Annotated in this window: 19 protein-coding genes; 5 read left to right on the plus strand and 14 right to left on the minus strand. The window is 75.1% G+C overall.

Annotation, left to right across the window (positions count from 1 at the left end; all coding sequences use genetic code 11):
• The 5 genes from ACZ6ZR_RS36500 to ACZ6ZR_RS36520 all read right to left on the minus strand — a co-directional run.
• Positions 1-871: MFS transporter (locus tag ACZ6ZR_RS36500; protein WP_465650003.1), on the minus strand; the 871-nt coding region annotated here is incomplete at its 3' end.
• A 61-nt stretch (positions 872-932) separates the two neighbouring features.
• A complete protein-coding gene (locus tag ACZ6ZR_RS36505; protein ID WP_465650005.1) occupies positions 933-2,204 on the minus strand; it encodes a M64 family metallopeptidase in 1,272 nt (423 codons plus the stop codon).
• Between the two features lie 331 nt (positions 2,205-2,535).
• Positions 2,536-3,735: an ABC transporter permease gene (locus tag ACZ6ZR_RS36510; protein ID WP_465650007.1), complete on the minus strand. Its 1,200-nt coding sequence runs from the start codon at positions 3,733-3,735 to the stop codon at positions 2,536-2,538.
• Between the two features lie 90 nt (positions 3,736-3,825).
• Positions 3,826-5,313, minus strand: coding sequence for a peptidoglycan-binding protein (locus ACZ6ZR_RS36515; RefSeq protein WP_465650009.1), 1,488 nt, complete (start codon positions 5,311-5,313; stop codon positions 3,826-3,828).
• Between the two features lie 124 nt (positions 5,314-5,437).
• On the minus strand, positions 5,438-6,667 hold the full coding sequence (locus tag ACZ6ZR_RS36520; RefSeq protein ID WP_465650011.1) for a benzoate/H(+) symporter BenE family transporter: 1,230 nt from the start codon (positions 6,665-6,667) through the stop codon (positions 5,438-5,440).
• Between the two features lie 185 nt (positions 6,668-6,852).
• On the opposite strand from ACZ6ZR_RS36520, the gene ACZ6ZR_RS36525 reads away from it, so the two are divergent.
• The gene (locus ACZ6ZR_RS36525; RefSeq protein ID WP_465650013.1) at positions 6,853-7,698 is read left to right on the plus strand and encodes a hypothetical protein; all 846 of its coding nucleotides are present in this window, start codon (positions 6,853-6,855) and stop codon (positions 7,696-7,698) included.
• A gap of 64 nt (positions 7,699-7,762) precedes the next feature.
• Here the strand turns inward: ACZ6ZR_RS36525 and ACZ6ZR_RS36530 are convergent, their stop codons facing one another.
• Genes ACZ6ZR_RS36530 through pdhA form a run of 3 tightly spaced genes read right to left on the minus strand, consistent with a single transcriptional unit; the run spans position 7,763 to position 11,318 of the window.
• A complete protein-coding gene (locus ACZ6ZR_RS36530) occupies positions 7,763-9,187 on the minus strand; it encodes a dihydrolipoamide acetyltransferase family protein (protein ID WP_465650015.1) in 1,425 nt (474 codons plus the stop codon).
• A 14-nt stretch (positions 9,188-9,201) separates the two neighbouring features.
• Positions 9,202-10,176 carry an alpha-ketoacid dehydrogenase subunit beta gene (locus ACZ6ZR_RS36535; protein ID WP_465650017.1) on the minus strand — a complete coding sequence of 325 codons (975 nt, stop codon included), beginning with the start codon at positions 10,174-10,176 and terminating at the stop codon, positions 9,202-9,204.
• On the minus strand, positions 10,176-11,318 hold the full coding sequence (pdhA, locus tag ACZ6ZR_RS36540) for a pyruvate dehydrogenase (acetyl-transferring) E1 component subunit alpha (protein ID WP_465650019.1): 1,143 nt from the start codon (positions 11,316-11,318) through the stop codon (positions 10,176-10,178). The genes ACZ6ZR_RS36535 and pdhA overlap by 1 nt, the downstream gene beginning before the upstream one ends.
• 356 nt (positions 11,319-11,674) lie before the next feature.
• Here pdhA and ACZ6ZR_RS36545 point away from each other — a divergent pair, with 356 nt between their 5' ends.
• Positions 11,675-12,334: a response regulator gene (locus ACZ6ZR_RS36545; RefSeq protein WP_465650021.1), complete on the plus strand. Its 660-nt coding sequence runs from the start codon at positions 11,675-11,677 to the stop codon at positions 12,332-12,334.
• Between the two features lie 82 nt (positions 12,335-12,416).
• A complete protein-coding gene (locus ACZ6ZR_RS36550; protein WP_465650023.1) occupies positions 12,417-13,499 on the plus strand; it encodes a phosphotransferase enzyme family protein in 1,083 nt (360 codons plus the stop codon).
• A gap of 37 nt (positions 13,500-13,536) precedes the next feature.
• On the opposite strand, the gene ACZ6ZR_RS36555 is transcribed toward ACZ6ZR_RS36550, so the two are convergent.
• The 4 genes from ACZ6ZR_RS36555 to ACZ6ZR_RS36570 all read right to left on the minus strand — a co-directional run bounded on the left by ACZ6ZR_RS36555 (position 13,537) and on the right by ACZ6ZR_RS36570 (position 18,751).
• Positions 13,537-15,294 (minus strand): protein kinase domain-containing protein, encoded by a 1,758-nt coding sequence (locus ACZ6ZR_RS36555; protein ID WP_465650025.1) that lies wholly within the window; start codon positions 15,292-15,294, stop codon positions 13,537-13,539.
• A 95-nt stretch (positions 15,295-15,389) separates the two neighbouring features.
• On the minus strand, positions 15,390-16,844 hold the full coding sequence (locus ACZ6ZR_RS36560; protein WP_465650027.1) for a protein kinase domain-containing protein: 1,455 nt from the start codon (positions 16,842-16,844) through the stop codon (positions 15,390-15,392).
• Positions 16,845-17,071: 227 nt separating this feature from the next.
• Positions 17,072-17,668: a bacterial proteasome activator family protein gene (locus ACZ6ZR_RS36565; RefSeq protein WP_465650029.1), complete on the minus strand. Its 597-nt coding sequence runs from the start codon at positions 17,666-17,668 to the stop codon at positions 17,072-17,074.
• 180 nt (positions 17,669-17,848) lie between these two features.
• Positions 17,849-18,751 carry a hypothetical protein gene (locus ACZ6ZR_RS36570; RefSeq protein WP_465650030.1) on the minus strand — a complete coding sequence of 301 codons (903 nt, stop codon included), beginning with the start codon at positions 18,749-18,751 and terminating at the stop codon, positions 17,849-17,851.
• 168 nt (positions 18,752-18,919) lie between these two features.
• Between ACZ6ZR_RS36570 and ACZ6ZR_RS36575 the strand changes: the two genes are divergently transcribed.
• On the plus strand, positions 18,920-19,633 hold the full coding sequence (locus ACZ6ZR_RS36575) for a hypothetical protein (RefSeq protein ID WP_465650032.1): 714 nt from the start codon (positions 18,920-18,922) through the stop codon (positions 19,631-19,633).
• Entirely contained in the window at positions 19,630-20,640 is a 1,011-nt protein-coding gene (locus ACZ6ZR_RS36580) for a nucleotidyl transferase AbiEii/AbiGii toxin family protein (RefSeq protein ID WP_465650034.1), read from the plus strand. The genes ACZ6ZR_RS36575 and ACZ6ZR_RS36580 overlap by 4 nt, the downstream gene beginning before the upstream one ends.
• A 10-nt stretch (positions 20,641-20,650) precedes the next feature.
• Here the strand turns inward: ACZ6ZR_RS36580 and ACZ6ZR_RS36585 are convergent, their stop codons facing one another.
• Together ACZ6ZR_RS36585 and ACZ6ZR_RS36590 are read right to left on the minus strand one after the other, a co-directional pair.
• Positions 20,651-21,628, minus strand: a complete 978-nt coding sequence (locus ACZ6ZR_RS36585) for an NAD(P)H-quinone oxidoreductase (protein WP_465650036.1) — start codon at positions 21,626-21,628, stop codon at positions 20,651-20,653.
• A gap of 53 nt (positions 21,629-21,681) precedes the next feature.
• The gene (locus ACZ6ZR_RS36590; protein ID WP_465650038.1) at positions 21,682-22,323 is read right to left on the minus strand and encodes an NAD(P)-binding protein; all 642 of its coding nucleotides are present in this window, start codon (positions 22,321-22,323) and stop codon (positions 21,682-21,684) included.
• Between the last annotated feature and the right edge of the window lie 59 nt (positions 22,324-22,382).

Genomic DNA, 22,382 nt, shown 5'->3' on the forward strand with positions numbered 1-22,382 from the left:
GGCCGCCGGCCTCGCCGCGCGAGAGGCCCTGACCCTCCACCAGGTACGGCATCCCCCAGAGGAGTCCGAAGGCGCCCGCCGGGAACGCGGTGGTGAAGTGGACCCACAGCCCCAGCCGGGTGCCGGGCTCGCGCCAGCTGTCGCGGACCTGGGAGCGGAGCGAGGGCCGCGCCTCGGTGGACGGGGGCACCACGGCGACGCCGGGCGGGGCCTCCCGGAGGAAGAGGGCGACCACCGCGAAGACCGCGATCCCGAGCAGGGCGACGAAGGCGAACGAGGCGGTCCAACCCTCGCTGTGCAGGGTCTGGGCGAGGACGGCGGTGGTGAGGAGGTTGCCGCCCATGCCGGCCAGGCCGGTGATCTGGGCGACCATCGGGTTCTGGGCGGCGGGGAACCACCGCGCGGCGATCCGCAGCACGCTGATGAAGGTCATGGCGTCGCCGCAGCCGAGCACGGCCCGGGAGGCCAGGGCGGGGCCGAACGCGGTGGAGAAGGCGAAGGCGAGCTGACCGAGGCTCAGCAGCAGGACGCCGCCGAGCAGGACGCGCTTGGGCCCGTACCGGTCGATCAGCAGGCCGACGGGTATCTGCATGGCGGCGTAGACCAGCACCTGGAGGACAGCGAACGTGGAGAGCGCGGAGGCGCCGATGCCGAAGCGGTCGGCGGCGTCGATGCCGGCCACCCCGAGGCTGGTCCGGTGGATCACCGCGAGCACGTAGACGGTGGCGGCGACCGCCCACGCGAACCAGGCGGCCCGCCCGCCGGGAGCCGCGGAGGGAGCCGCGGCGGCAGCGGCAGCGGGGACCGGCGCACGTTGGCCGGGGACGGCTGCGACGGAACGAGGTGCGACGGTCTCCGGGTCGGTGCTCACTCGAACAGGTTAAGCAGGCAGTCAACAGCCTCCGCCCGGCCGTCGCACACGAAGGACCGTCTCACCCCTTGAGCGTCCAGCTCACCGTGCGGGTCATCCGCTGCTCCCGGAAGGCCTCGTCCCGGACCCAGTCGGTGTCGTCCCGCACGGTGGCCGAGACGGTGACGGTCCGTCCGGCGGGGACGGCGAGCGCGGTGGTCTCCAGCCAGCTGCCGTCCGGGGCGGGGCTGGTGACCTGGAGGCCGTCGACCCGCCACTCGACCACCAGCTGACGGTCCCCGGTGAGCGGCACCGGACGGACCAGCAGCCGGGGGCGGCCGGCGACCGCGCCGGGGGTGGGTTCGGGGCGGTCGGCGGGGCCGATCCGCTGGTAGAGCTGCTTGACGATGGCCTCCCGGGAGGGCGGGTTGTAGCTGCCGCCGAGGGTGCGCATGACCGAGTCGGCGGTGGGGCGGAAGGTGCCGTTGGCGCTCCGGTAGGTGCCGACCACGCCCGCGCCGCCGTCGGCCTCCGCGCCCAGCCAGCGCCACCACTTGAGCTGACGGCGCCTCATCTCCTCGGCGTCCACGGTGGAGAGGTTGGGGTAGTCGGTGTCGCCCGGGGCGCTGTCGTACTCGTCGCCGAGGTCGCCGACGGTGTGGCCCATCTCGTGCTGGATGATCCGCCCGGCGTCGGGGCTGCCGCCCGCCAGGGTGGTCACCCCGGTACCGCCGGCTCCGCCGTACTCCCTGGAGTTGGCGAGTGCGATCAGGTACTGCGGGCCCTCGCCCTCCCCGGCGAGGCGGGCGGCGGCGGCCTCGTCGGCGCAGAGCAGCCGGGCGGTGCCCTCGCACCAGAAGTGCATGCCGAGCGGGGTGCCCGGGCGGCGGCCGGCCTGCTCGCCCTCGGCGATGCCGGGGGCCGGGGAGACCACCTCGACCCGCCGTATGTTGAAGAAGCCCTGGTAGCTGTGGAAGGGCTCGATCTCCATCAACGCGTGCCAGGCCTGGTCGGCCTGACGGCGGAACAGTTCCTGCTGGTCGGCGGTGTAGCCGTCGCCGAGCAGGACCAGGGTGATCCGGTTGGCCGGGTCGCCGGTGCGCCGTATGTCCACGGTCGGCGCGGTGCCCGGCGTGGTGGCGGGCGGCCCGGGGGGCCGCTCGACGGCGTTCGGCGGGGCGGCCCGGTCGGGGGCCGGGGACGGGACGCCGATGACCTCGTAGGGGGGCCGGGCGGTGAGTTCCAGGGCGGCGGGCAGCCCGGCCAGCGGGAGCAGCAGGACGGCGGCCAGGCCTCGTCCCGCTCCTCGGCGAGCGCGGTGTCGGACGCGGTGTCCGGTATCGCCAGGCGCCATACGGGTACGTCCTCGGTGCTCCGGTCACCCGGCGGGGGCCAGGGTGGGGGGTCGCGGAGACGTACCCGCGCCGCGCGCCCCCGCAGCACTCCCGCGCCGCGGGTTCCCCGGGCCGGACCAACCGGTTCCGCCGCCCGGCCCACCCGGCTTGCGGCCCCGCCCGCTTCGGTGACGGGTCATGCGACCGGGGGCGCGAGGAGCTGCGCGCTGCGGAAGAACGTGACCCGCCTGCCGGGTACGGACAGCCACTTGCAAGTACCCGGCAGACGGGTCATCCCCTACCGCGGCGCACCCACGCGGCGGAGCCGCCTCGCGCCCCTGGTGTGACCCGTTACCGAGGGGGCCGGTGCAGAGCCGCGACCGGGTCGGTACGGGCGGCCCGGAGCGCCGGGTGGGCGCCGGCCAGCAGGCCGAGCGCGGTGCCGAGCAGCGGCGCGGGCAGCACGGCCCAGGCCGGGAGCACGGCGGTCCAGTCCCGGGCGAGGGCCACCACGAGGACGACGAGTACGCCCAGACCGGTGCCGGCCAGGCCGCCGAGGGTGCCGACGGCCGCCGCCTCGGCCAGGAACCGGCCGCCGACCTGCCGGGGCCGGGCCCCGAACGCGCGGTACAGGCCGATCTCGGGGGTGCGCTCCACCACCGCGAGCAGCGAGCCGGTGGCGAGGCCGACCGCGCCGACGGCCAGGCAGACCCCGGCCACCGCCAGCGCCACCAGCAGCGCGGTGCGGCGGGGGGCGGCGCCCCGCCGCTCGTACGGGTCCGGTGGGGCGGAGACCGCGAGCCGGCCGGGGGCCTCCGGCCGGAGCGCCGCCGGGAGCTGGCCGGCGACCGTGCCGGCCGCGCCGGGGCGGGTGGCGACCAGCACCTTGGCGCTCTCCCGGCCGGCCGGGCCGGGGTTGCCGAAGCGCTCCAGCGCGGTGGCGGCCGGGACGATCAGGCCGTGCAGCGTCTCGGGGGCGCGGGCCACCTGCCGGTAGACGCCGATCACGGTGAACGGCAGGCCCTCCAGGAAGACCGCGGGCTGCGCCGGGACCAGGCCCGGGCCGATGCCGAGGCGGGTGGCCGCCTCCTCGCTGAGCAGCACCACGGGGAGCCGCCGGCGTTCCGGGAACTGATCGAGCGTCACCCCGGCGGTCAGCTCCGGAGCCATCGCGGCGACCGCGCCCGGGCTGGCGGCGAAGACCGTCAGCCCGGGACCGGACCCGCTCTCGGCGGCCGGGTTGGCCCCGATCCGCAGGCCGTCGCCGACCCGCCACCAGACCCCGGCCGCCGTCACCCCGGCGATCCGGGCCACCCTGGCGTCGGTGTCGGCCGGCAGGCCCGGCGGCGGGGCGGCCCCGGGGGCCAGGCCGGTGGCGTCGGGCTGGTCCACGGCGGTGACGGTGTTCGCCGCCGTGAGGTCGTACCCGGGCCGGACCTGGCCCTCGGCGGTGGCGGTCAGGCCGAGCGCGGTGACCAGGACGCCGACCCCGAGGGCCGGAGCGAGCAGGGTGAGCAGGGTCCGCCGGGGCCGCTCCGCCAGAACGGCCACCGTCCGGACCGTCAGCACCCGCAGGCCCGGCCCTTCCCGGCGCCGCCGCCACGGCCTCGGCCTCGGCCGGCCCACCTCAGGCCACCGCCGTCACGAGCCGACCGCCACCTGGTCGCCGGCGGCCAGCCCGCCGCCGGTCAGCCCGACCCAGCCGCCCACCGTGGCACCGGTGGTGACCGCGACCACCTCGCGGCGGCCGTCCTCGGTGACCCGGGTGACCACGGTGCGGCCCGCCGCGTCGGTGAAGACCGCCGCGACCGGGACGCTGGGCACCGGTTCGGCGGCCGGGCCCTGGAGCACGGTGAGCCGGACGTTCTGGCCGTTCAGGGCCGCGGGCAGGCCCTGCTCGGTGGTGATCTGCAGCGGTACGTAGAGCGGTCCGGCCTGCGCCGGGGAGTCGTGCGCCGGGGAGCCCTGGGCCGAGGAATCCTGCGCCGAGGGGGCCTGGGCGAGGGCCGGGCCGATCGGGATCACCCGCCCGGCGGGCGGCAGACCGGTCGGGGCGCCCAGGCCGGAGACGGTGCCGCGGACGGTGGCACCGCTGGTCTCGGCCAGCAGTTCCACCGTCATCCCGGCCCGCACCCCGGCGGCCTGAGCGGGCGTCAGCTGTCCGGTGACGGCCAGGCCGCCGCTGGCCAGCGAGAGGAGCGGTCCGGTGACGGGCGCCCCGACCGGCGCGTTGACCGCCGTCACGGTGGCCGGAAGGGTCGGCAGCACCACCACCTCGCCGACCGGGACCATCGGCCCGTTGGCCGCCTCGGCCTTCGCCAGCGCCTCCCGGTCGACTGTCAACCGCCGCCTGGCTTCCGGGAGTTGGGCGTACCGCTCGGGGTCGGCGGCGATCTCGCCGTACTGCCGCTGGTCCGCCTCGACGGCCTGCCGGGCCGCGTCCACCGCCTGCTGGGTCTCCGGCCCCGGGGTCGGCGCCGACTGCCCGATGCTCCGGTAGTAGTCGCCCACCGCCTTGGCGGTGCCCCGGCCGTAGGCACCCTCCTGGTCACCGCCCGAGCCGAAGCCCAACTCCTCGAGCGCCCTCTGGAGTTGGGCCACGTCGGGGCCGGTGGCGCCGGGCCGGAGGTCCCGGTACGCGGGCACCGCACCGTGCAGCACGAAGAGCGGACGGCCGGAGACCACCGCGAGCAGCCGCCCGTTCTCCACCTGCTCGCCGGGCCGGACGGCCAGCGCGGAGACGAACAGCTGGGTGATCTCGGCCGAGGAGGCCCGGGGCGTCACCTCGTACCGGGTCGGCGGGTAGACCTGGCCCCGGGCCACCACCGAGGGGGTGAGCGAGCGCAGCGTCACCGGGGCGGTGAGCAGGCTGCGCGGCGGCGGCGGAGCGCCGACCACCCGCTCGGCCGGGGACTTCACCAGGGAGGACGCGGCCCAGCCGCCGGTGGAGACCAGGGCGGCACCGATCGCGACCGCCAGCACCACACGTCGGCGCGGGGCCGGCCTCGACGCCTCGTCCTCGTCCACTCCGGCCTCCTCCCGCGCGGCGGTCCGACCCCGGCCGCCACGGCCGGCCACCTCGCGGTGCGCGAGGGCAGGTCGCGCCACCGCGCAGGTCACGCCCAGCATGCGGGGGCACCGGCCCCGGGCCCGGTCGCCGACGCCGCGCCGCGCGGGCGGTGGCACCGGTGCGGGGGACGGCGGCAGCCATTCGGCCCAGCCGCAGGGCCGCCGCGGAGGGCCTGACCGGCCGTCAGGCCTTCTCCCGCCGCCCCGCCTCCAGCACCAGGTGCGTCCCGACGCCGAACAGCAGCCCCCAGAACGCCGAGCCGATCCCGTACAGCGACATCCCCGAGGCGGTCACCAGGAAGGTCACCACCGCCCCGTCCCGCCCGAACGGCTCGGCCACCGCGCCGATCAGGCTGCCCTGGAAGGAGGCCAGCAGGGCGACCCCGGCGATCACCGCGATCAACGCGGGCGGCAGTCCGGTGAAGAGACTGACCAGCACCCCGGCGAAGCTGCCGATCAGGACGTACAGCACCCCGGTGGACATCCCGGCCACGTACCGGCGGCGCGGGTCGGGGTGGCTCTCCGGGCTGGTGCAGATGGCGGCGGTGATGGCGGCCAGGTTGACCCCCGGCGAGCCGAACGGGGCCAGCAGCACCGAGAGGCCGCCGGTCGCGCCGATCAGCAGCCGGTCGTCCGGGTCGTAGCCGGAGGCGCGCATCACCCCGAGGCCGGGCGCGTTCTGCGAGGCCAGCGCGACGATGGTGAGCGGCAGCGCCAGGCCGACGGTGGCAGCCCAGCTGAACTGCGGCACCGTCAGCTCCGGCCGCACCGGCCCGCCCTGGCCCGGATGGAGCGGCAGCCCGACGGTGGCGGCGGCCAGCACCGCCCCCGCCAGCAGCGCCACCGGCACCGCGTACCGGGGCGCGAAGCGGCGGGCCAGCAGGAAGGCGATGAAGCTGCCGAGCACCAGCACCGGGGCGCTCTTCACCGAGGTGAAGATGCCCGCGCCGAAGGAGAACAGGATGCCGGCCAGCATCGCGTTCACGATCCCGGTGGGTATCGCCCGCATCAGCCGCCCGAACAGGCCGGTCACCCCGAACAGCGCCACCGCCACGCTGCTCAGCAGGAAGGCCCCGACCGCCTCCCGGTACGGGTAGTCGCCCAGGCTGGTCACCAGCAGCGCCGCACCCGGCGTGGACCAGGCCGCGATCACCGGGGTCCGGGTCCACCAGCTGAGCAGCAGGCAGCTCAGCCCGCTGCCGATCGAGACCGCCCAGATCCAGGACGCGGTCTGCCCCTGGTCCAGCCGTCCGGCCTGCGCCGCCGCCAGCACCACCACCAGCGGGCCGGAGAACGACACCGCCACACACACCAGCCCGGCCAGCAGCGCGGGCCCCGACACGTCCCGCCGCAGCGACGGCGGCACGTCCTCGCCGGTGGCCGCCACCTGGGTCTTCCCCCGCAGTTTCGTCATCCCGGAAGTATCCCGGAGGGCCCGTCGGAGGGCCCGGAAAAAAGTTTTGAACTCACCTGCAACCCCCCGGGGGGATGGACGTCTGTATGGATGAAGGCACGGAGAGCGGCCCCGGCAAGGGGACCGGCGCCGCAGGGTCCTTCACCTCACACACCGTCAGACACGACTCCCTGGGGGGACACGTCATGCGCACGTCCGTTATCAACCGTTTTGCGAAGCTTGCCCCGCTCTCCGTCGCCACCCTCCTGCTCACCAGCGGCATCACCCTGATCACCGCCGACACCGCCTGGGCCTGCGGCCCGTCGCCGATCGAGCCGATGTACGAGGGCCCGCGCCACGCCTCCGAGCCGGAGCAGGCCTTCATCCCCGAGCTGCCCCGGACGATCACGGCCGGCGGCGCGAAGGTCGAGGTCGGCATCGAGCTCTTCAACGGGACCGGCGCGGTCTACCAGCAGATCGCCCCTGGCTTCGGGCTGCTCGCGCCGCAGCCGGCAGGCGGCAAGCAGGCCCTCCGCGCGCAGGACATCACCGTGGAGGCCATGGTCGGCGGAGCCTGGAAGACGCTCCCGACCCGCCACGACTGCGGCGGCGCCTTCTACACCGACACCGCCGCGCTGAAGGGCTCGCTCGACACCGGACACGCCAAGCGCTTCATGTTCCGGGTCGGCCTCAAGAGCAGCACGCCCGCCACCCAGGACTCGATCCTGCTCTACACCACCGACCAGCCGGCCACCCTCAAGGTCGTGCACCCGGCCACCGCGGCCAAGCCGGCCACCCCGAAGCCGACCCCGTCCACCGCCCAGGCCGCCGCCCCCGCCAAGGCGCCCGCCGCCGCCCCCGCCGAGGCTCCGAAGGCCGCCCCGAGCGCCCCGGCCGCATCGCCCACCACCGCCGCCTCGGCCGAGCCCGTCACCGAGCTGGCCTCCACCGGCCCGAAGACCCCGACCGTCGCGCTGGCCGGCTCCGCCGCCGCCCTGCTCGCCCTCGGCACCGGCGCCCTGCTCTTCGCCCGCCGCCGCAACGCCCGCTGAGAAATGCCGAACGGGCCCTACCCACCAGGTGGGTAGGGCCCGTTCGGGCTGGTCCGACGGAGCGTCAGCTCCAGGTGATCAGGCGCTTCGGGCGCTCCAGGATCGCCGCGGTGTCCGCGAGCACCCTGGAGCCCAGCTCCCCGTCCACCAGGCGGTGGTCGAAGGAGAGCGCCAGGGTGGTGACCAGGCGCGGGACGACCTTGCCCTTGTGCACCCAGGGCAGTTCGCGGACGGCGCCGAAGGCGAGGATGGCGGCCTCGCCCGGGTTGAGGATCGGCGTGCCGGTGTCGACGCCGAAGACGCCGACGTTGGTGATGGTGATGGTGCCGCCGGAGAGGTCGGCCGGGGAGGTCTTGCCCTGCCGGGCGACGTCCGTCAACTCACCGAGGGAGACGGCCAGTTGCGGCAGGGTCTTGGAGCCGGCGTCCTTGATGTTGGGCACCAGCAGGCCGCGCGGGGTGGCCGCGGCGATGCCGAGGTTGACCTGCCCCTTGAGCACGATCTCCTGGTTGGCCTCGTCCCAGGCCGCGTTGATCTCCGGGTGGCGGCGGACCGCCGTGAGCAGCGCCCGGGCCACCAGCAGCAGCGGGCTGACCCGCACGCCGGCGCCCAGCTCGCCGCTCTCCTTGAGCTCGCGCACCAGCTTCATGGTCCGGGTCACGTCCACCTGGACGAACTCGGTGACGTGCGGCGCGGTGAACGCCGAGGCCACCATCGCCTGGGCGGTGGCCTTCCGGACGCCCTTGACCGGCACCCGGACGTCCCCCGTGGCGGAGGCCACCGGGACGGCCACGGCCGGCTCCACCTCGACCTCGGCCACCACCGGGGCGGGGGCCGGAGCGGCGGCGGCGTGCACGTCCTCGCGGGTGATCACGCCGTCCTTGCCGGTCGGCGTGACGGTGCGCAGGTCGATGCCCAGGTCCTTGGCCAGCTTGCGGACCGGCGGCTTCGCCAACGGCCGGTCGCCGTCGGCCGGTTCGGCCTGCGCGGGCACCACCACGACCGGGGCCGCGACGACCGGGGCGGGAGCCACGACCGCGACGGCCGGAGCGGCGGCCGGGGCCACCGTGGTCTTGCGGGCCCGGCGCTGCACGGTGCCGGTGCGCGGGCCGTAGCCGACCAGCACCTCCCGGCGCTCCGGCTCGGCGGGCGCGGCCGGCACGGCGGCGGCAACGACGGCCGGAGCCGCCACCGCGACGGGGGCGGCGGCCGGGGCGGGCTCGGCCGCACCCTCGCCGACCGCCACCGAGATGATCGCCGTGCCGACGTCCACCGTGCTCCCGGCCGGGAAGAACAGCTGGTCGACGACCCCGTTGAAGGGGATCGGCAGCTCGACCGCCGCCTTGGCGGTCTCCACCTCGCAGACCACCTGACCGTCCGTCACCACGTCGCCGGGCTTGACGTACCAGGTCAGGATCTCGGCCTCGGTGAGGCCCTCGCCGACGTCCGGCATCTTGAACTCGCGGAGCGAGCGCACCTCTGTGGTCATGGGTCGCTCCGTTCTCAGAAGGCCAGCGCGCGGTCGACGGCGTCGAGCACACGGTCCAGGTCGGGCAGGAAGGACTCCTCCACCCGCGACGGCGGGTAGGGGGCGTGGTAGCCGCCGACCCGGAGCACGGGGGCCTCCAGGTGGTAGAAGCACTTCTCGGTGATCCGGGCGGCCAGCTCGGCGCCCAGGCCCAGGAAGACCGGCGCCTCGTGCACCACCACGGCGCGGCCGGTGCGCTTCACCGACGCCTCGACGGTGGCGAAGTCCACCGGCGAGAGCGAGCGCAGGTCGACGACCTCCAGGCGGCGGCCGTCCTCCTCGGCGGCCGCGGCGGCCTCCTGACAGACCTTCACCATCGGGCCGTACGCGATCAGGGTGGCGTCGGCGCCCTCGCGGACCACCCGGGCGGTGTGCAGACCGATGCCGGCCTCGTCGCCCACCTCGCCCTTGTCCCAGTAACGCCGCTTGGGCTCCAGGAAGATCACCGGGTCGTCCGAGGCGATCGCCTGCTGGAGCATCCAGTGCGCGTCGTGCGCGTTGGAGGGGCTGACCACCCGCAGACCGGCGGTGTGGATGAAGTACGCCTCGTGCGACTCGCTGTGGTGCTCCACCGCGCCGATGCCGCCGCCGTACGGGATCCGGACGGTGACCGGCATCTTCACGTGGCCGAGCGCACGGGCGTGCATCTTGGCCAGCTGGGAGACGATCTGGTCGAAGGCCGGGTAGACGAAGCCGTCGAACTGGATCTCCACCACCGGGCGGTAGCCGCGCAGGGCCAGGCCGATCGCGGTGCCCATGATGCCGGACTCGGCCAGCGGGCTGTCGATCACCCGGTCCTCGCCGAAGTCCTTCTGCAGGCCGTCGGTGATCCGGAAGACGCCGCCGAGCTTGCCGATGTCCTCACCCATGAGGAGGGTCTTCGGGTCGTTCTCCAGCGACTTGCGGAGCGCGTTGTTGAGCGCCTTCGCGACACTGAGCTGCGTGCCCATCAGTGGTTCTCCCCGCCCTCGAAGGAGGCGGCGTACGCCTCGTACTCGGCCCGCTCCTCGTCCACCAGCGTGTGCGGCTCGGTGTAGACGTGGTCGAAGATCAGCGTCGGGTCCGGGTCCGGCATGGTCCGGACGCCCTCACGGACCCGCAGGCCCAGCGTCTCGCTCTCGGCCTCGACCTCGGCGAAGAACGCCTCGTCGGCGATGCCCTCCGCCTCCAGGTGCGCCTTCAACCGGGTGATCGGGTCCTTGGCCTTCCAGGCCTCGGTCTCCTCGTTCGCGCGGTAGCGGGTCGGGTCGTCGGAGGTGGTGTGGGCACCCATCCGGTAGGTGAACGCCTCGACCAGCACCGGGCCCTGCCCGCTGCGGGCGTGGTCCAGCGCCCAGCGGGTGACCGCCAGGCAGGCCAGCACGTCGTTGCCGTCCACCCGGACGCCCGGGAAGCCGAAGCCGGAGGCGCGGCGGTAGAGCGGGATCCGGGTCTGGGTGGTGGTCGGCTCGGAGATCGCCCACTGGTTGTTCTGGCAGAAGAACACCACCGGCGCGTTGTAGACCGAGGCGAAGGTGAACGCCTCGCTCACGTCGCCCTGGCTGGAGGCGCCGTCACCGAAGTACGCGATCACCGCGTCGTCGGCACCGTCCTTGGTGATGCCCATCGCGTAACCGGTGGCGTGCAGGGTCTGCGCGCCGATCACGATGGTGTAGAGGTGGAAGTTCTTCTCGTTCGGGTCCCAGCCACCGTGGTTGACGCCCCGGAACATGCCGAGCAGGTTCAGCGGGTCGACGTCGCGGCACCAGGCCACGCCGTGCTCGCGGTAGGTCGGGAAGGCGTAGTCGCCGGTGCGCATCGCGCGGCCCGAGCCGACCTGGGCCGCCTCCTGGCCCAGCAGCGAGGCCCAGAGGCCCAGTTCGCCCTGACGCTGGAGCGAGGTGGCCTCGGCGTCGAAGCGCCGCACCAGCACCAGGTCGCGGTAGAGCGAGCGCAGCTCCTCCGGCGTCGTGGTCAGCGGGAAGTCGGGGTGCTCGACCCGCGCGCCTTCCGGCGTGAGCAGCTGTACGAGCTCCGGCTCGTCCGTACGCCGGCTGTCAGTGACGGCGGAGGCGGGCTTCTTGCGCGCCCTCGTCGTGCTCTTGACGGTCACGTTCACTCCTCGGTCTGTCCGGCCGCCCGGGGTCGCCGGTGACCGGTCCGGTCACCGCCTCGCAGTGGAGAGCGCGTGGGTGTGCGCACCGACTCTGCTCGGCAGGTGGTGTTCCTTCTCCGACGGCTTCCCTCATGAGAACGTTACCCAGCGGAGCCCCTCGGCGCGTCTGCGCTAGGACGTCCTACTTGTTCCCTGTCAGAACAGCCGCGGGTGTGGCGCGGCTCTCGTCCGTGGTGCCGTCAGGACACCTGCGCACGCTATCCGGGCGCCGGTCTCCGCGTAAGGGGGTAACCGGCATCAATTTCCGGCCGGGGGGATAGGTCTTTCTTGCAGGGCTATGGGAGCATTTGGCCGTGACTGGAAACGGACATATCAGGGTATTCCTTCTCGATGATCACGAGGTCGTACGCCGGGGCGTACACGACCTGCTCTCCATGGAGGACGACATCGAGGTGGTCGGCGAGGCCGGCACCGCGGCCGAGGCGCTGACTCGCATCCCGGCCGTCAATCCCGACGTGGCGGTGCTCGACGTCCGCCTGCCGGACGGCAACGGGGTCGAGGTCTGCCGCGAGGTGCGCTCCCGGCGCCCGGAGATCAAGTGCCTGATGCTGACCTCCTTCTCGGACGACGAGGCGCTGTTCGACGCCATCATGGCGGGAGCCTCCGGGTACGTACTGAAGGCGATCCGGGGCACCGACCTGCTCTCCGCGGTGCGCGACGTGGCGGCCGGCAAGTCGCTGCTCGACCCGGTCGCGACCAGCCGGGTGCTGGAACGGCTGCGGGACGGCGGGGAGAAGGAGGACCCGCGGCTGGCCCAGTTGACGAAGCAGGAGCGCCGCATCCTCGACCTGATCGGCGAGGGGATGACCAACCGTCAGATCGGCAACGAGCTGCACCTGGCCGAGAAGACCGTCAAGAACTACGTCTCCAGCCTGCTGGCCAAGATGGGCATGGAGCGCCGCACCCAGGCCGCCGCCTACGTGGCCAGGCACCAGGCCGACCACCACCACTGAGGCGCAGTTCACCGCAGCTTCACAAGCACATCACTGACAGTATGTCAAGCACCACCTTGCGTCACCACTACGCTCAGGGCACGTGAACCACACCCTCCGCTTCGCGGACGCACCGGCCCGCCCGGACACGGCCGCGCCCCCCGTCGGCACGCTCAGCCCCCCGGTCCCGGACCACGCCCTGACCGGGGTGCTGCGGCGCTTCCGGATCCGGCCCCTGGCCGTCACCCCGGTCGCCGAAGGACTGCTCAACCTCGGCTACCGGGTGGAGAGCGAGACCGGTCCGCACTTCCTCAAGTGCTACGTGGACTCGGCCACCTCCACCCGCCCCGCGATCGCCGCCCAGCACCGCGCCTCCACCGCGCTGGCCGCGCGCGGACTACCCGTCGTCCCCCCGCTGCGGGCGGTCGGCGACCGCACCGTGGTCGCCCACGGCGGCCGGCTCTTCGCCCTCTACCCCTGGGTCGACGGCGTCCACCTGCACGGCACCGAGCTCACCCCGGCCCGCTGCGGCGAGCTGGGCGCCCTGCTCGGGCTGCTGCACGGCGCCCTGGCCGAGGTCTGCCCGCCGGTGGTCCAGCCCGCCGGCCGGCTCTCGGCCGACCCGGCGGAGACCGAGCGGCTGGTCCGCGAACTGCGCGGGCGCGCCCGCTCGGCCCGGCCGCCGGCGCCCTTCGACGCGCTGGCCGAACGGCGGCTGACGGAGCGTCTGGACCTGCTGGACGCGCACGGCCACCGCCGCCCCGCCCCCGAGGCCGCCCCGCCCACCGGCTGGACCCACGGCGACTTCCACGGCCTCAACCTGCTGCACCGCGGCGGCCGGGTGGCCGCCGTGCTCGACTGGGACAAGCTCGGCACCCGGCCCACCGCCGAGGAGGCCGTCCGGGCCGCCACCCTGGTCTTCGACGACCGGCGCACCGGGGTGCTCGACCTCTGCCGGGTCCGCCAGTGGTCCCGGGCCTACCGCGCCACCGGCGCGGCCACCGCCGCCGAGCTGGCCGCCGCCGCCCACCGGGTCTGGTGGGAGCGGCTGAACGACCTCTGGATGCTCCAGTGGCACTACCAGCGCGGCGACCACCGCGCCGACCACCTCTACCCGGGCTCGGCGGGCCAGCTCACCTGGTGGTGCCAGGAGTACGAACAGGTCCTGGACGCCCTGACCAACTGACGCCCGGTCGGCTGACTCCTGGTCAGCCGACCCGCCGTCAGCCGCCGTCGCCGGCCGCCCCGCTGGCACCGGGCGAGGCGCCGCCACCACCGGAGGTGGCCGTCGGGGGCGTGGACGGCGGCGGGTTGGACGAGGCCGTCGACGAGGCCGAGTTGCTCGGCTTGGAGCTCGGCGAGGTACTGGCGCTCGGGCTGGCCGACGGGCTCGGGCTGGCCGAGGGCGACTTGCTCGGACTCGGCGACGGGCTCGGCGAGGGCGACGCCGAGGGCGTGGGCGTGGTCTGGCTGTGCGTACCGGGCGTCGTGGCGGCGCCGGTGCTGCCCTTGGTCGTCGACTTGGTCGACGGGGTGGTCGGCTGCTGCGAGGGGGTCTCCTCCGCCGTGGCCGACGGGGAGTTGGACGTCACCGGGACGGTCGGCGCACCCTTGTCGCCGTTGCCGCTCAGCGCCACGCCGATGCCGGCCCCGGCCGCGGCCATCACCAGCAGCACCCCGATCACCCAGGGCCAGGGCCCGCGGCGGCGCCCGCCGCCCGACGGCCCGTCGGCCGACCCGCCACCGGCTCCCCCGCCCGCGGCGGGGTACGGCTCGGACGGCGTCCGGTACGGCGAGGAGGTCGGGAACGGCATGACCGCGGTCCGCTCGCTGCCGCCGACCGCGCCGAGCGGCTCGGTGAGGGCGGCGGAGCCGTTGGGGGTGTCCTGGAAGCCCGGGTAGTGGCCGGTGTTGCCCGAGCCGGCGGCGGCCAGCCCGGCCGCCGCGGCAGCGGCGGCGGCCGCCCCCGCCGCGTACCCCGCCCCGTCCGCGCCGTGCATCTCGCGGAGCGCGTGCTGCAGGTGGGCGCGGAACTCGTCGGCGCTCTGGAAGCGCTCGTCCGGGTTCTTCGCCAGCGCGCGCAGCACCAGGCCGTCCAGCTGCGGCGGCACCCGGTGGTTGGCCTCGGAGGGCGGCACCGGTGCGTCCTGGACGTGCTGGTAGACCACCGAGAGCGGGGTGTCCCCGGTGAACGGCGGGCGCAGCGCCAGCAGTTCGTAGAGCATGCAGCCGGCCGCGTACAGGTCGGAGCGGTGGTCCACCGCCTTGCCCAGCGCCTGCTCCGGCGAGAGGTACTGCGGGGTGCCCATCACCATGCCGGTCTGGGTCATGGTGGAGGCCTCGCCGGTGAGCGCCCGGGCGATGCCGAAGTCCATCACCTTGACCGCGCCGCCGGTCGTGATGATCACGTTGGCGGGCTTGATGTCGCGGTGCACGATGCCGTGCCGGTGGCTGTAGGCGAGCGCCTCCAGCACCCCGGCGATGATGATCAGCGCCTGGTCGACCGGCGGCGCCTCCTCGTCCACCAGCAGCTCGCGGACGGTCCGGCCCTCGACCAGCTCCATCACGATGAACGGCGTGGACTCGCCGTGCTCGACCTGCTCGCCGGTGTCGTAGACCGCGACGATCGAGTGATGGTTGAGCGAGGCGACCGAGTGCGCCTCGCGGGTGAACCGGAGCCGGGCCACCTCGTCCTGGGCCAGCTCGGACCGGAGCAGCTTGACGGCCACCGTGCGGGCCAGCCGGACGTCCTGGGCCGCGAACACCTCGGCCATGCCGCCCCGGCCGAGCCGGGAGGTGAGCCGGTAGCGGCCGTCGCCGACGGTGCCGAACGGAGCGGCGATCCCCCGGGACGGAGTCGCGGGCCCGGCGGTCGCGGGGATCACGGCCGTCTCGGCCGTCTCGGCGCCGGCCGGAGGCACCCTGGGCGTCTCGTGGCCGTTCTCGTCCTCGCCGTCGCCCGGCCGCTGTGTCTGCGCCATCACTCCTCGCCCCGGGCCTGGGCCCTGTCAGTTGCGTTCCTGGCACGCTACCGCTTCGGCGGCCCGGGTGTGGCGCGGCGGACCCGGTGCGACGGTCAGACCACGGGGGCCACAGGCTGCACCGCGGTGGGCCGGGAACCGACCGTGGTGCCGTACAGGTCCTGCTGGCGCTCCTTCTCCTGCTTGGCCACCACGATCCCGACGATCACCGCGGCCAGCACGATCACGCCGACGATCACGCCGACCACCACCAGCGCGGTGGAGCAGCCGTTCCCGTTGGGCTTCGGCTGGGCGAACTGCGGCGCGAAGGGCTGCGGGCCCGGCCCCTGCTGCGGGAAGGGCTGCGGCGGGAGCTGCTGGTGCTGCGGCATCGGGTACTGCGGCGGCAGCTGCTGCTGCGGGAAGGGGCCGGGGGTGTGCGGGCCGGGAGCGAGCGGGCCCGGCGTGTGCGGCCCGGGGTACTGCGGCGCGGCGGCCGGGAAGGCCGGCGGCGGGGTCTGCGGCCCGTACGCCGGCGCGGGCGTCGGCACGTACGGCTGGTGCACCTGCGGGACGGGGCTGCGCGGCTCGCCCATCAGCGGCGGGAAGGCCACCGGCCCGCCTCCGCCGGCCGAGACCGAGCGCGGGCCCTCGCCGATCACCAGCGGGGTGACGGCCGGGGCGCCCTGGGCCTGGCCGCCCGCGGCCAGGCGCTCGACCTCGGCCCGCATCGCCTCGGCGGTCGGGAAGCGGTGCCCCGGGTCCTTGCGGAGCGCCCGGGCCACCAGCGCGTCCACGCCGGGCCGGACGGCCGGATTGGTCCCGGACGGGGCCGGCGGCTCCTCCTGGACGTGCTTGTAGGCGATCGAGAAGGGCGAGTCGCCGTCGAACGGCAGCTGCCCGGTGAGCAGCTCGAAGAGCATGCAGCCGACCGAGTAGAGGTCGGAGCGGGCGTCCACGCTCTTGCCCAGCGCCTGCTCCGGCGAGAGGTACTGCGGGGTGCCGACCACCATGCCGGTCTGGGTCATCGAGGTGACCCCGGACTGGAGCGCCCGCGCGATGCCGAAGTCCATCACCTTGACGGTGCCCTTGGTGCTCACCATCACGTTGCCCGGCTTGATGTCGCGGTGCACCAGGCCCTGGTCGTGCGAGGCCTCCAGGGCGGAGAGCACCGCACCGGTGATCTTCAGCGCCTGCTCGGCCGGCATCGCGCCGTGCTGGGCGACCGCCTCGTTCAGCACGTCCCGCAGGGACTTGCCCTCGACGTACTCCATGACGATGTACGGCGTGGTGGCGCCGTCCGGGCCGATGTCCTCGCCGCTGTCGAACACCGAGACGATGTTGGTGTGCTGCAGCCGGGCCACCGCCTGCGCCTCGCGGCGGAAGCGCTCCCGGAAGGCCTGCTCCCGGCCGAGCTCGGTGTGCAGGGTCTTCACCGCGACCTGACGGTCCAGCACGGTGTCGTGGGCGAGGTGGACCGAGGCCATCCCACCCTGGCCGAGCAGGTGCCGCAGCACGTACCGCCCGCCCGCCAGTGCGTGGCCGCCGGCGGCGGCGCCGTCCTCGCTCATCTCCCCTGCTTCCCCCTCCGGTGCGGAGGCGCTCCCGGCACTGCCCGGCCCCGGCACCCGGTGCCGGGCTGGACCGGCCCCTGGCCGGCGGCCCACCGGGCCGACGAACAGGGGTCAGGGTATCGGCTCGCCCCGACGCCTCCGGGTGCCGGGGCGCGGCTGTGTCCGAGGTGTGTCCCGGCCGTGAAACTCCGGCCGCGAAGCGTCCCCGGGCCTACGAGTGAGGCCTACAAGTACGGGCCCGAGCGGATGCCGCGGCCGGGCTCCGGCTCCTCCGGCTCCGGGTCGGCGCCGTGCAGGCCGGGCGGCAGCGCGCGGCGCATCTGCTCCAGCTGCGCCCGGGCCGCCATCTGCTGCGCGAACAGCGCGGTCTGGATGCCGTGGAACAGGCCCTCCAGCCAGCCGACCAGCTGGGCCTGGGCGATCCGCAGCTCGGCCTCGGTCGGGATGGTGTCCTCGGTGAACGGCAGCGAGAGCCGCTCCAGCTCCTCGACCAGCTCCGGTGCCAGACCGAGCTCCAGCTCCTTGATCGAGCTGGCGTGGATGTCCTTCAGCCGGACCCGGCTGGCCTCGTCGAGGGGGGCCATCCGGACCTCCTCCAGCAGCTGCTTGATCATCGAACCGATCCGCATGACCTTCGCGGGCTGCTCGACCATCTCGGTCACCGGCAGCTCCCGCGGCTCGACGGCCTCGCCGTCCCCGAACCGCCCGAACCCCGGGCCGGAGCCGGGGGCCGCCCCGACCGGCAGCCCGTCCGGACCGACGATCAGCACCTTCGGGGACTCGTCCTCCGACTGCGACCGTTCGTTCATCGGCTTCGTCATGGTTCCTTCATATGCTTCGTGCGCGGGGAGGGTCAACTGAGGTGCGCCCGGCACCGGCGGACGCCGTCCGGGAGCGGGACCCTGACGGACCATCATGCCGTCAACGGGCCGCTCAGGTGTGCTGATCCCGCCGCGCGGTGCCACCGCCCCTGCCCCGCCCGCGAGCTGACGGCGGGTCGGTCAGCGGCGGCGCAGCCGCAGGCCCACCAGGCCGAGGCCGCAGCCGATCATCGCCAGCCCGGCGCCCAGCGGGAGCTGGAGGTTGGAGGCGTCCGTCCAGCGCAGCGGGGCCGCCAGCCGGACGGCCGCCGGGGTCGGACCGGGCACCGCCGGGGCCGCCTCCGCCGCCGTGGCGTCCAGGGCCTCCACCACCTCGTCCGCCGCACCGTCCTCCCGTCCTGCCCCGGGCGCCGCCGCGGCGGGACGGGACGACGGTGCACCGCGGTGCACCGGGGCGGGCCGCTGGGCGGCCGGGCTCGGCTCCCCGGCGCGGGCGGGTGCCCGGGCGGGGGTGGGGGCGTGCTGCTCCGGGCGGACGGTCGTGGTGGGGGCCGGCGTCCGGCTCGGGCGGGCGGTCGCGGTGGGCACGGGGGTGGGCACGGCAGACGGTGCCGGGGTGCCGGTCGGTACGGCCGCCGGCAGGGCGGTCGGCGCGGCGGCCGGGGTCGGCTCCACGGCGGGCACGGGCGTCGGCTGCGGGCTGGGCTCGGCCGCCGGGGTCGGGCTGGGCGCGGGGGTCGGTACGGGGGTGGCGGCCGGGAGGGTCGTCGGGGTCGGTTCCGGGTCGGCCGGCTCCGGGGGCTCGGGCCTGGCCGGGACGGAGCGGCCCGGGGTGGCCGGCACGGTGACCGGCAGCTGCACGGTCGGCAGCGCGGGCAGCGGGGGTATCTGGACCTGCGGCAGACCCGGCAGCGCCGGGGCGCTCGGGGCTCCGGTGACCGGGAGCACCGCCTGGGCCCCGCCCTGCTCCCCCGCCGCCGACCCTCCGGCGAGCACCAGCGGCAGGGCCAGCCCGGCCACCACGGCAGCCCGGAGCACCGCCGGGACGGGGAGTGCTGAGTACGCGAACGGAAGTGCGGCCACGGATGGAGGTCCTTCCGACGGCCGGCCGCGCGGGGCGCGGGCGGCGGGCGGGAACAGCTCCGCACCAGCCTCACACACCCGGACAATCCAGGCATTACGGGCAGTCCACCGAAGGTCACTCCGAAAACACGGTGCCCGCCGTCAGTGGCGCTTGCGATGATTCCGGCCATGCCCACCCCCGCCGCCCCGACGACCACCCTCCGGCAGGTCACGGTCGAGCACCCGTCGGCCGCCCACGGCCCGGTCGACCACTTCACCGGCGAGTTCGAGACGCACCTGACCGTCTCCATCCCCGCCGCCCGGCTGCCGCGGCTGGAGCACTGGGCCGACGGGGCCGGGCTGAAGGTCACCCACATCGTGCTGGCCCGGGGCCGCACCCGGCACCAGCCGATGCTCACCCTGACCGGCCGCGGCACCTTCCCCGAGCAGCGCGCCGCGGCACTGGCCGCCGCCGCCCGGCTGCGGGCCGCCGGCTTCGCGGTGACCAGGACCAAGATCGAGGCCTCCCCGTGGGCCACCGGCGTCCCGGCCACCGCGGCCGAGGCGGTCCGGCTGGGCCCGGACACCTACTTCGAGCACCACCTCAAGGTCCTGCTCCCGCCCGGCCCCGGCCACGAGGCCCTGGCCGAACTGGCGGGCCGTCACCACGCCCACCTGTCCTGGAACGCCCGCCGCACCGACCGGGACGGCCGCCAGCAGCGCTTCGTCACCCAGCGCTGCCACCGCGTCGGCCTCCCCGAGGCCGGCCGCCGGCTGGCCCGGCTGGCCGAGGCCGTGACCGCGGCGGGCCACCGGATCCTCTCCTCCGAAAGGGAGTTCGTCGTGTACGACGACAACCTCGCCGTGGACCACGGCTGGCTGCCCACCGGGGGCCGGCGGTGACCGGCACCTGGGACTCGTTCGGCTGGGGCACCCCCCACGTCCCCAACCAGCCGCCGAGCGACACCGAACGGCGCGTCAACGGAATCCCCCTGACGCTCCGTCCGGTCGAGGACCCCCGAGCCGCCCAGCGCTCGGTCTTCGACCCCGCCCTCAAGCAGTACCCCAACGCCTACCGGGCCGCCGACCCCCGGTTCACCGACCCGGCCCTGGCCGCACCCTGGCTGGCCGCCCGCCGCCGGGCGATGGACCTGGTGCTGACCGCGACCGCCGACTCCCCGTGGGTGGACTCGCTGGTGCTGCGCGGCAGCGTGCTGCTGCGCGCCTGGTACGGGGCCGACGCCCGGGAGCCCGGGGACCTGGACTTCGTGGTGCTGCCGGTCGACCGCGAGTTCCGCGCCCGGTGGACCGACGAGGTGCTGTCCGGCATCGCGGCGGCCGCCGAACGGACGGCCCGGCAGGACACCGGAGCCGTCCGCTTCGACGCCCGCGAGGCGGTCGCCGAGGACATCTGGACCTACGAGCGGGTGCCCGGGCGGCGCCTGGTCCTGCCCTGGACCGCCGAGGGCCTGCCCGGTGGCGTGGTCCAGCTGGACTTCGTCTTCAACGAGCCGCTCCCCGTCCCGCCCGAGCCGACGGCCGTCCCCGGCCTGGAGCGGGAGCAGTCCCCCGTGCTCAACGCGGCCACCCCCGAGCTCTCGCTCGCCTGGAAGCTGCTCTGGCTGATGACCGACGCCCACCCGCAGGGCAAGGACCTGCGGGACGCCGTCCTGCTGGCGGAGCACGGCCCGCTCCGCCTCCGCGTGCTGCGCGAGGTGCTGGAAGGCAGCGAGGAGTACGGGTACGGCCCGCCGCTCGGGCCCGTCACCCTCGCCGGACTCGGTGAGCACGTCGAGTGGGACCACTTCGTCACCGAGTACCCGGCCTTCGCCGGCCGGGAGGCCGAGCACCTGGAACGCCTCCGGACGGCGCTCGCCCCCACCTTCGCCGAGCTCTCCGCGGAGGGCTGACCGGCCTGGCTCAGGCGAGCAGGACCACCTTGCCGACCTGCTCGCCGGCCTCCACGACGCGGTGCGCCTCGGCGGCCTCGGTGATCGGCAGCTCGCGGTCGACCACCGGCTTCACCACGCCCGCCTCGACCAGCGGCCAGACGTGCTCCCGCACCGCCGCCACGATGGCGGCCTTCTCGGCCAGCGGGCGGCTTCGCAGGGTGGTGGCGGCGACGGCGGCGCGCTTGCGGAGCAGGGTGGAGAGGTCGAGTTCGGCCTTGACGCCGCCCTGGAGGCCGATGATGACGACGCGTCCGTTCACGGCCAGCGCGTCGACGTTCCGCTGGAGGTACTTGGCGCCCATGATGTCGAGCACCACGTCCGCCCCGGCGCCGTCGGTGGCGGCCAGGACCTCGGCGACGAAGTCCTGCTTCCGGTAGTCGATCAGGACGTCGGCGCCCAGCTCGGCGCAGCGGGCCAGCTTCTCCGGGCTCCCGGCGGTCACGATCACCCGGGCGCCGACCGCCTTGGCCAGCTGGATCGCCACCGTCCCGATACCGCTGGCGCCGCCGTGCAGCAGCACCGTCTCGGCGGGGCGCAGGTGCGCCACCATGAACAGGTTGGACCAGACCGTGCAGGCCACCTCTGGCAGCGCGGCGGCCTGGGCCGCCGTCAGGCCCTTGGGCACGGGCAGCAGTTGGCCCACCGGGACGGCGACCCGCTGGGCGTAGCCGCCGCCGACCAGCAGGGCGCAGACCTCCTCGCCGACCGACCAGCCGGAGACCCCGGGGCCGAGCGCGGCGATCCGGCCGGCGCACTCCAGGCCCGGGTACGGGGAGCTGCCGGGCGGCGGGTCGTAGAAGCCCTGGCGCTGGAGCAGATCGGCCCGGTTGACGGCGGTGGCCGCCACCTCGACCAGCACCTCCCCTTCGCCGGGCACCGGATCGGGCACCTCGGCCCACACCAGTGCGTCGGGACCGCCGGGCTGAGGGATCGTCATCGCATGCATACCACCGACCGTAGTGCGCCCGGGGCCGCCCGCCCAGGACCGGACGCGACGGGTCAGGTCCGGGGCACGGCCGGCTGGATGGTGATCACCCGGTCGGTGAGCTGGAGCACCGCCGCCTCCGGGTCGGTGTAGTTGAGCACCCGCCGCCCCCGGACCACCGCCACCACCAGGTCGCCGCACTCGCGCGGGCTGCGGCCCGCCTCGGCCTTGGTGACGGTCCGTTCGACCAGGTCGAGACCGGTGCCGTAGGTGATCAGGTCCTCCATCACCGCCCCGGCGTGCGGGCTGAGCAGCGAGAGGCCGAGCAGCTGCCCGGCCGAACTGGAGCTGGTGACCACCGCGTCCGCGCCGCTCTGCCGCAGCAGCGGGGCGTTCTCGTCCTCCCGGACGGCCGCGACCACGGTGGCCTCCTTGGTCAGCTGACGGACGGTCAGGGTGACCAGCACCGCCGTGTCGTCGCGCTCCGGGGTGACCACGATGCGGCCGGCGTTCGGCACCTCGGCCCGGACCAGGGTCTCGGTCCGGGTGGCGTCCCCGTGCACGCCGGTCAGGCCGTCCCGGCCCGCCTGGTCGATCACCTTGCGCTGCGGGTCCACCACCACGATCTCGTGCTTGCCCACCCCCTGGCCGAGCAGCGCGGCGACCGCGTGGCGGCCCTTGGTGCCGTAGCCGATCACGACGGTGTGCTCCCGCACGGTGGACCTCCGAGGACTCCGCGGGGACGGCCGCCCCTGCGGCGCCGTCACTGCCCGCG

Source organism: Kitasatospora sp. NPDC088742, from assembly GCF_055584905.1.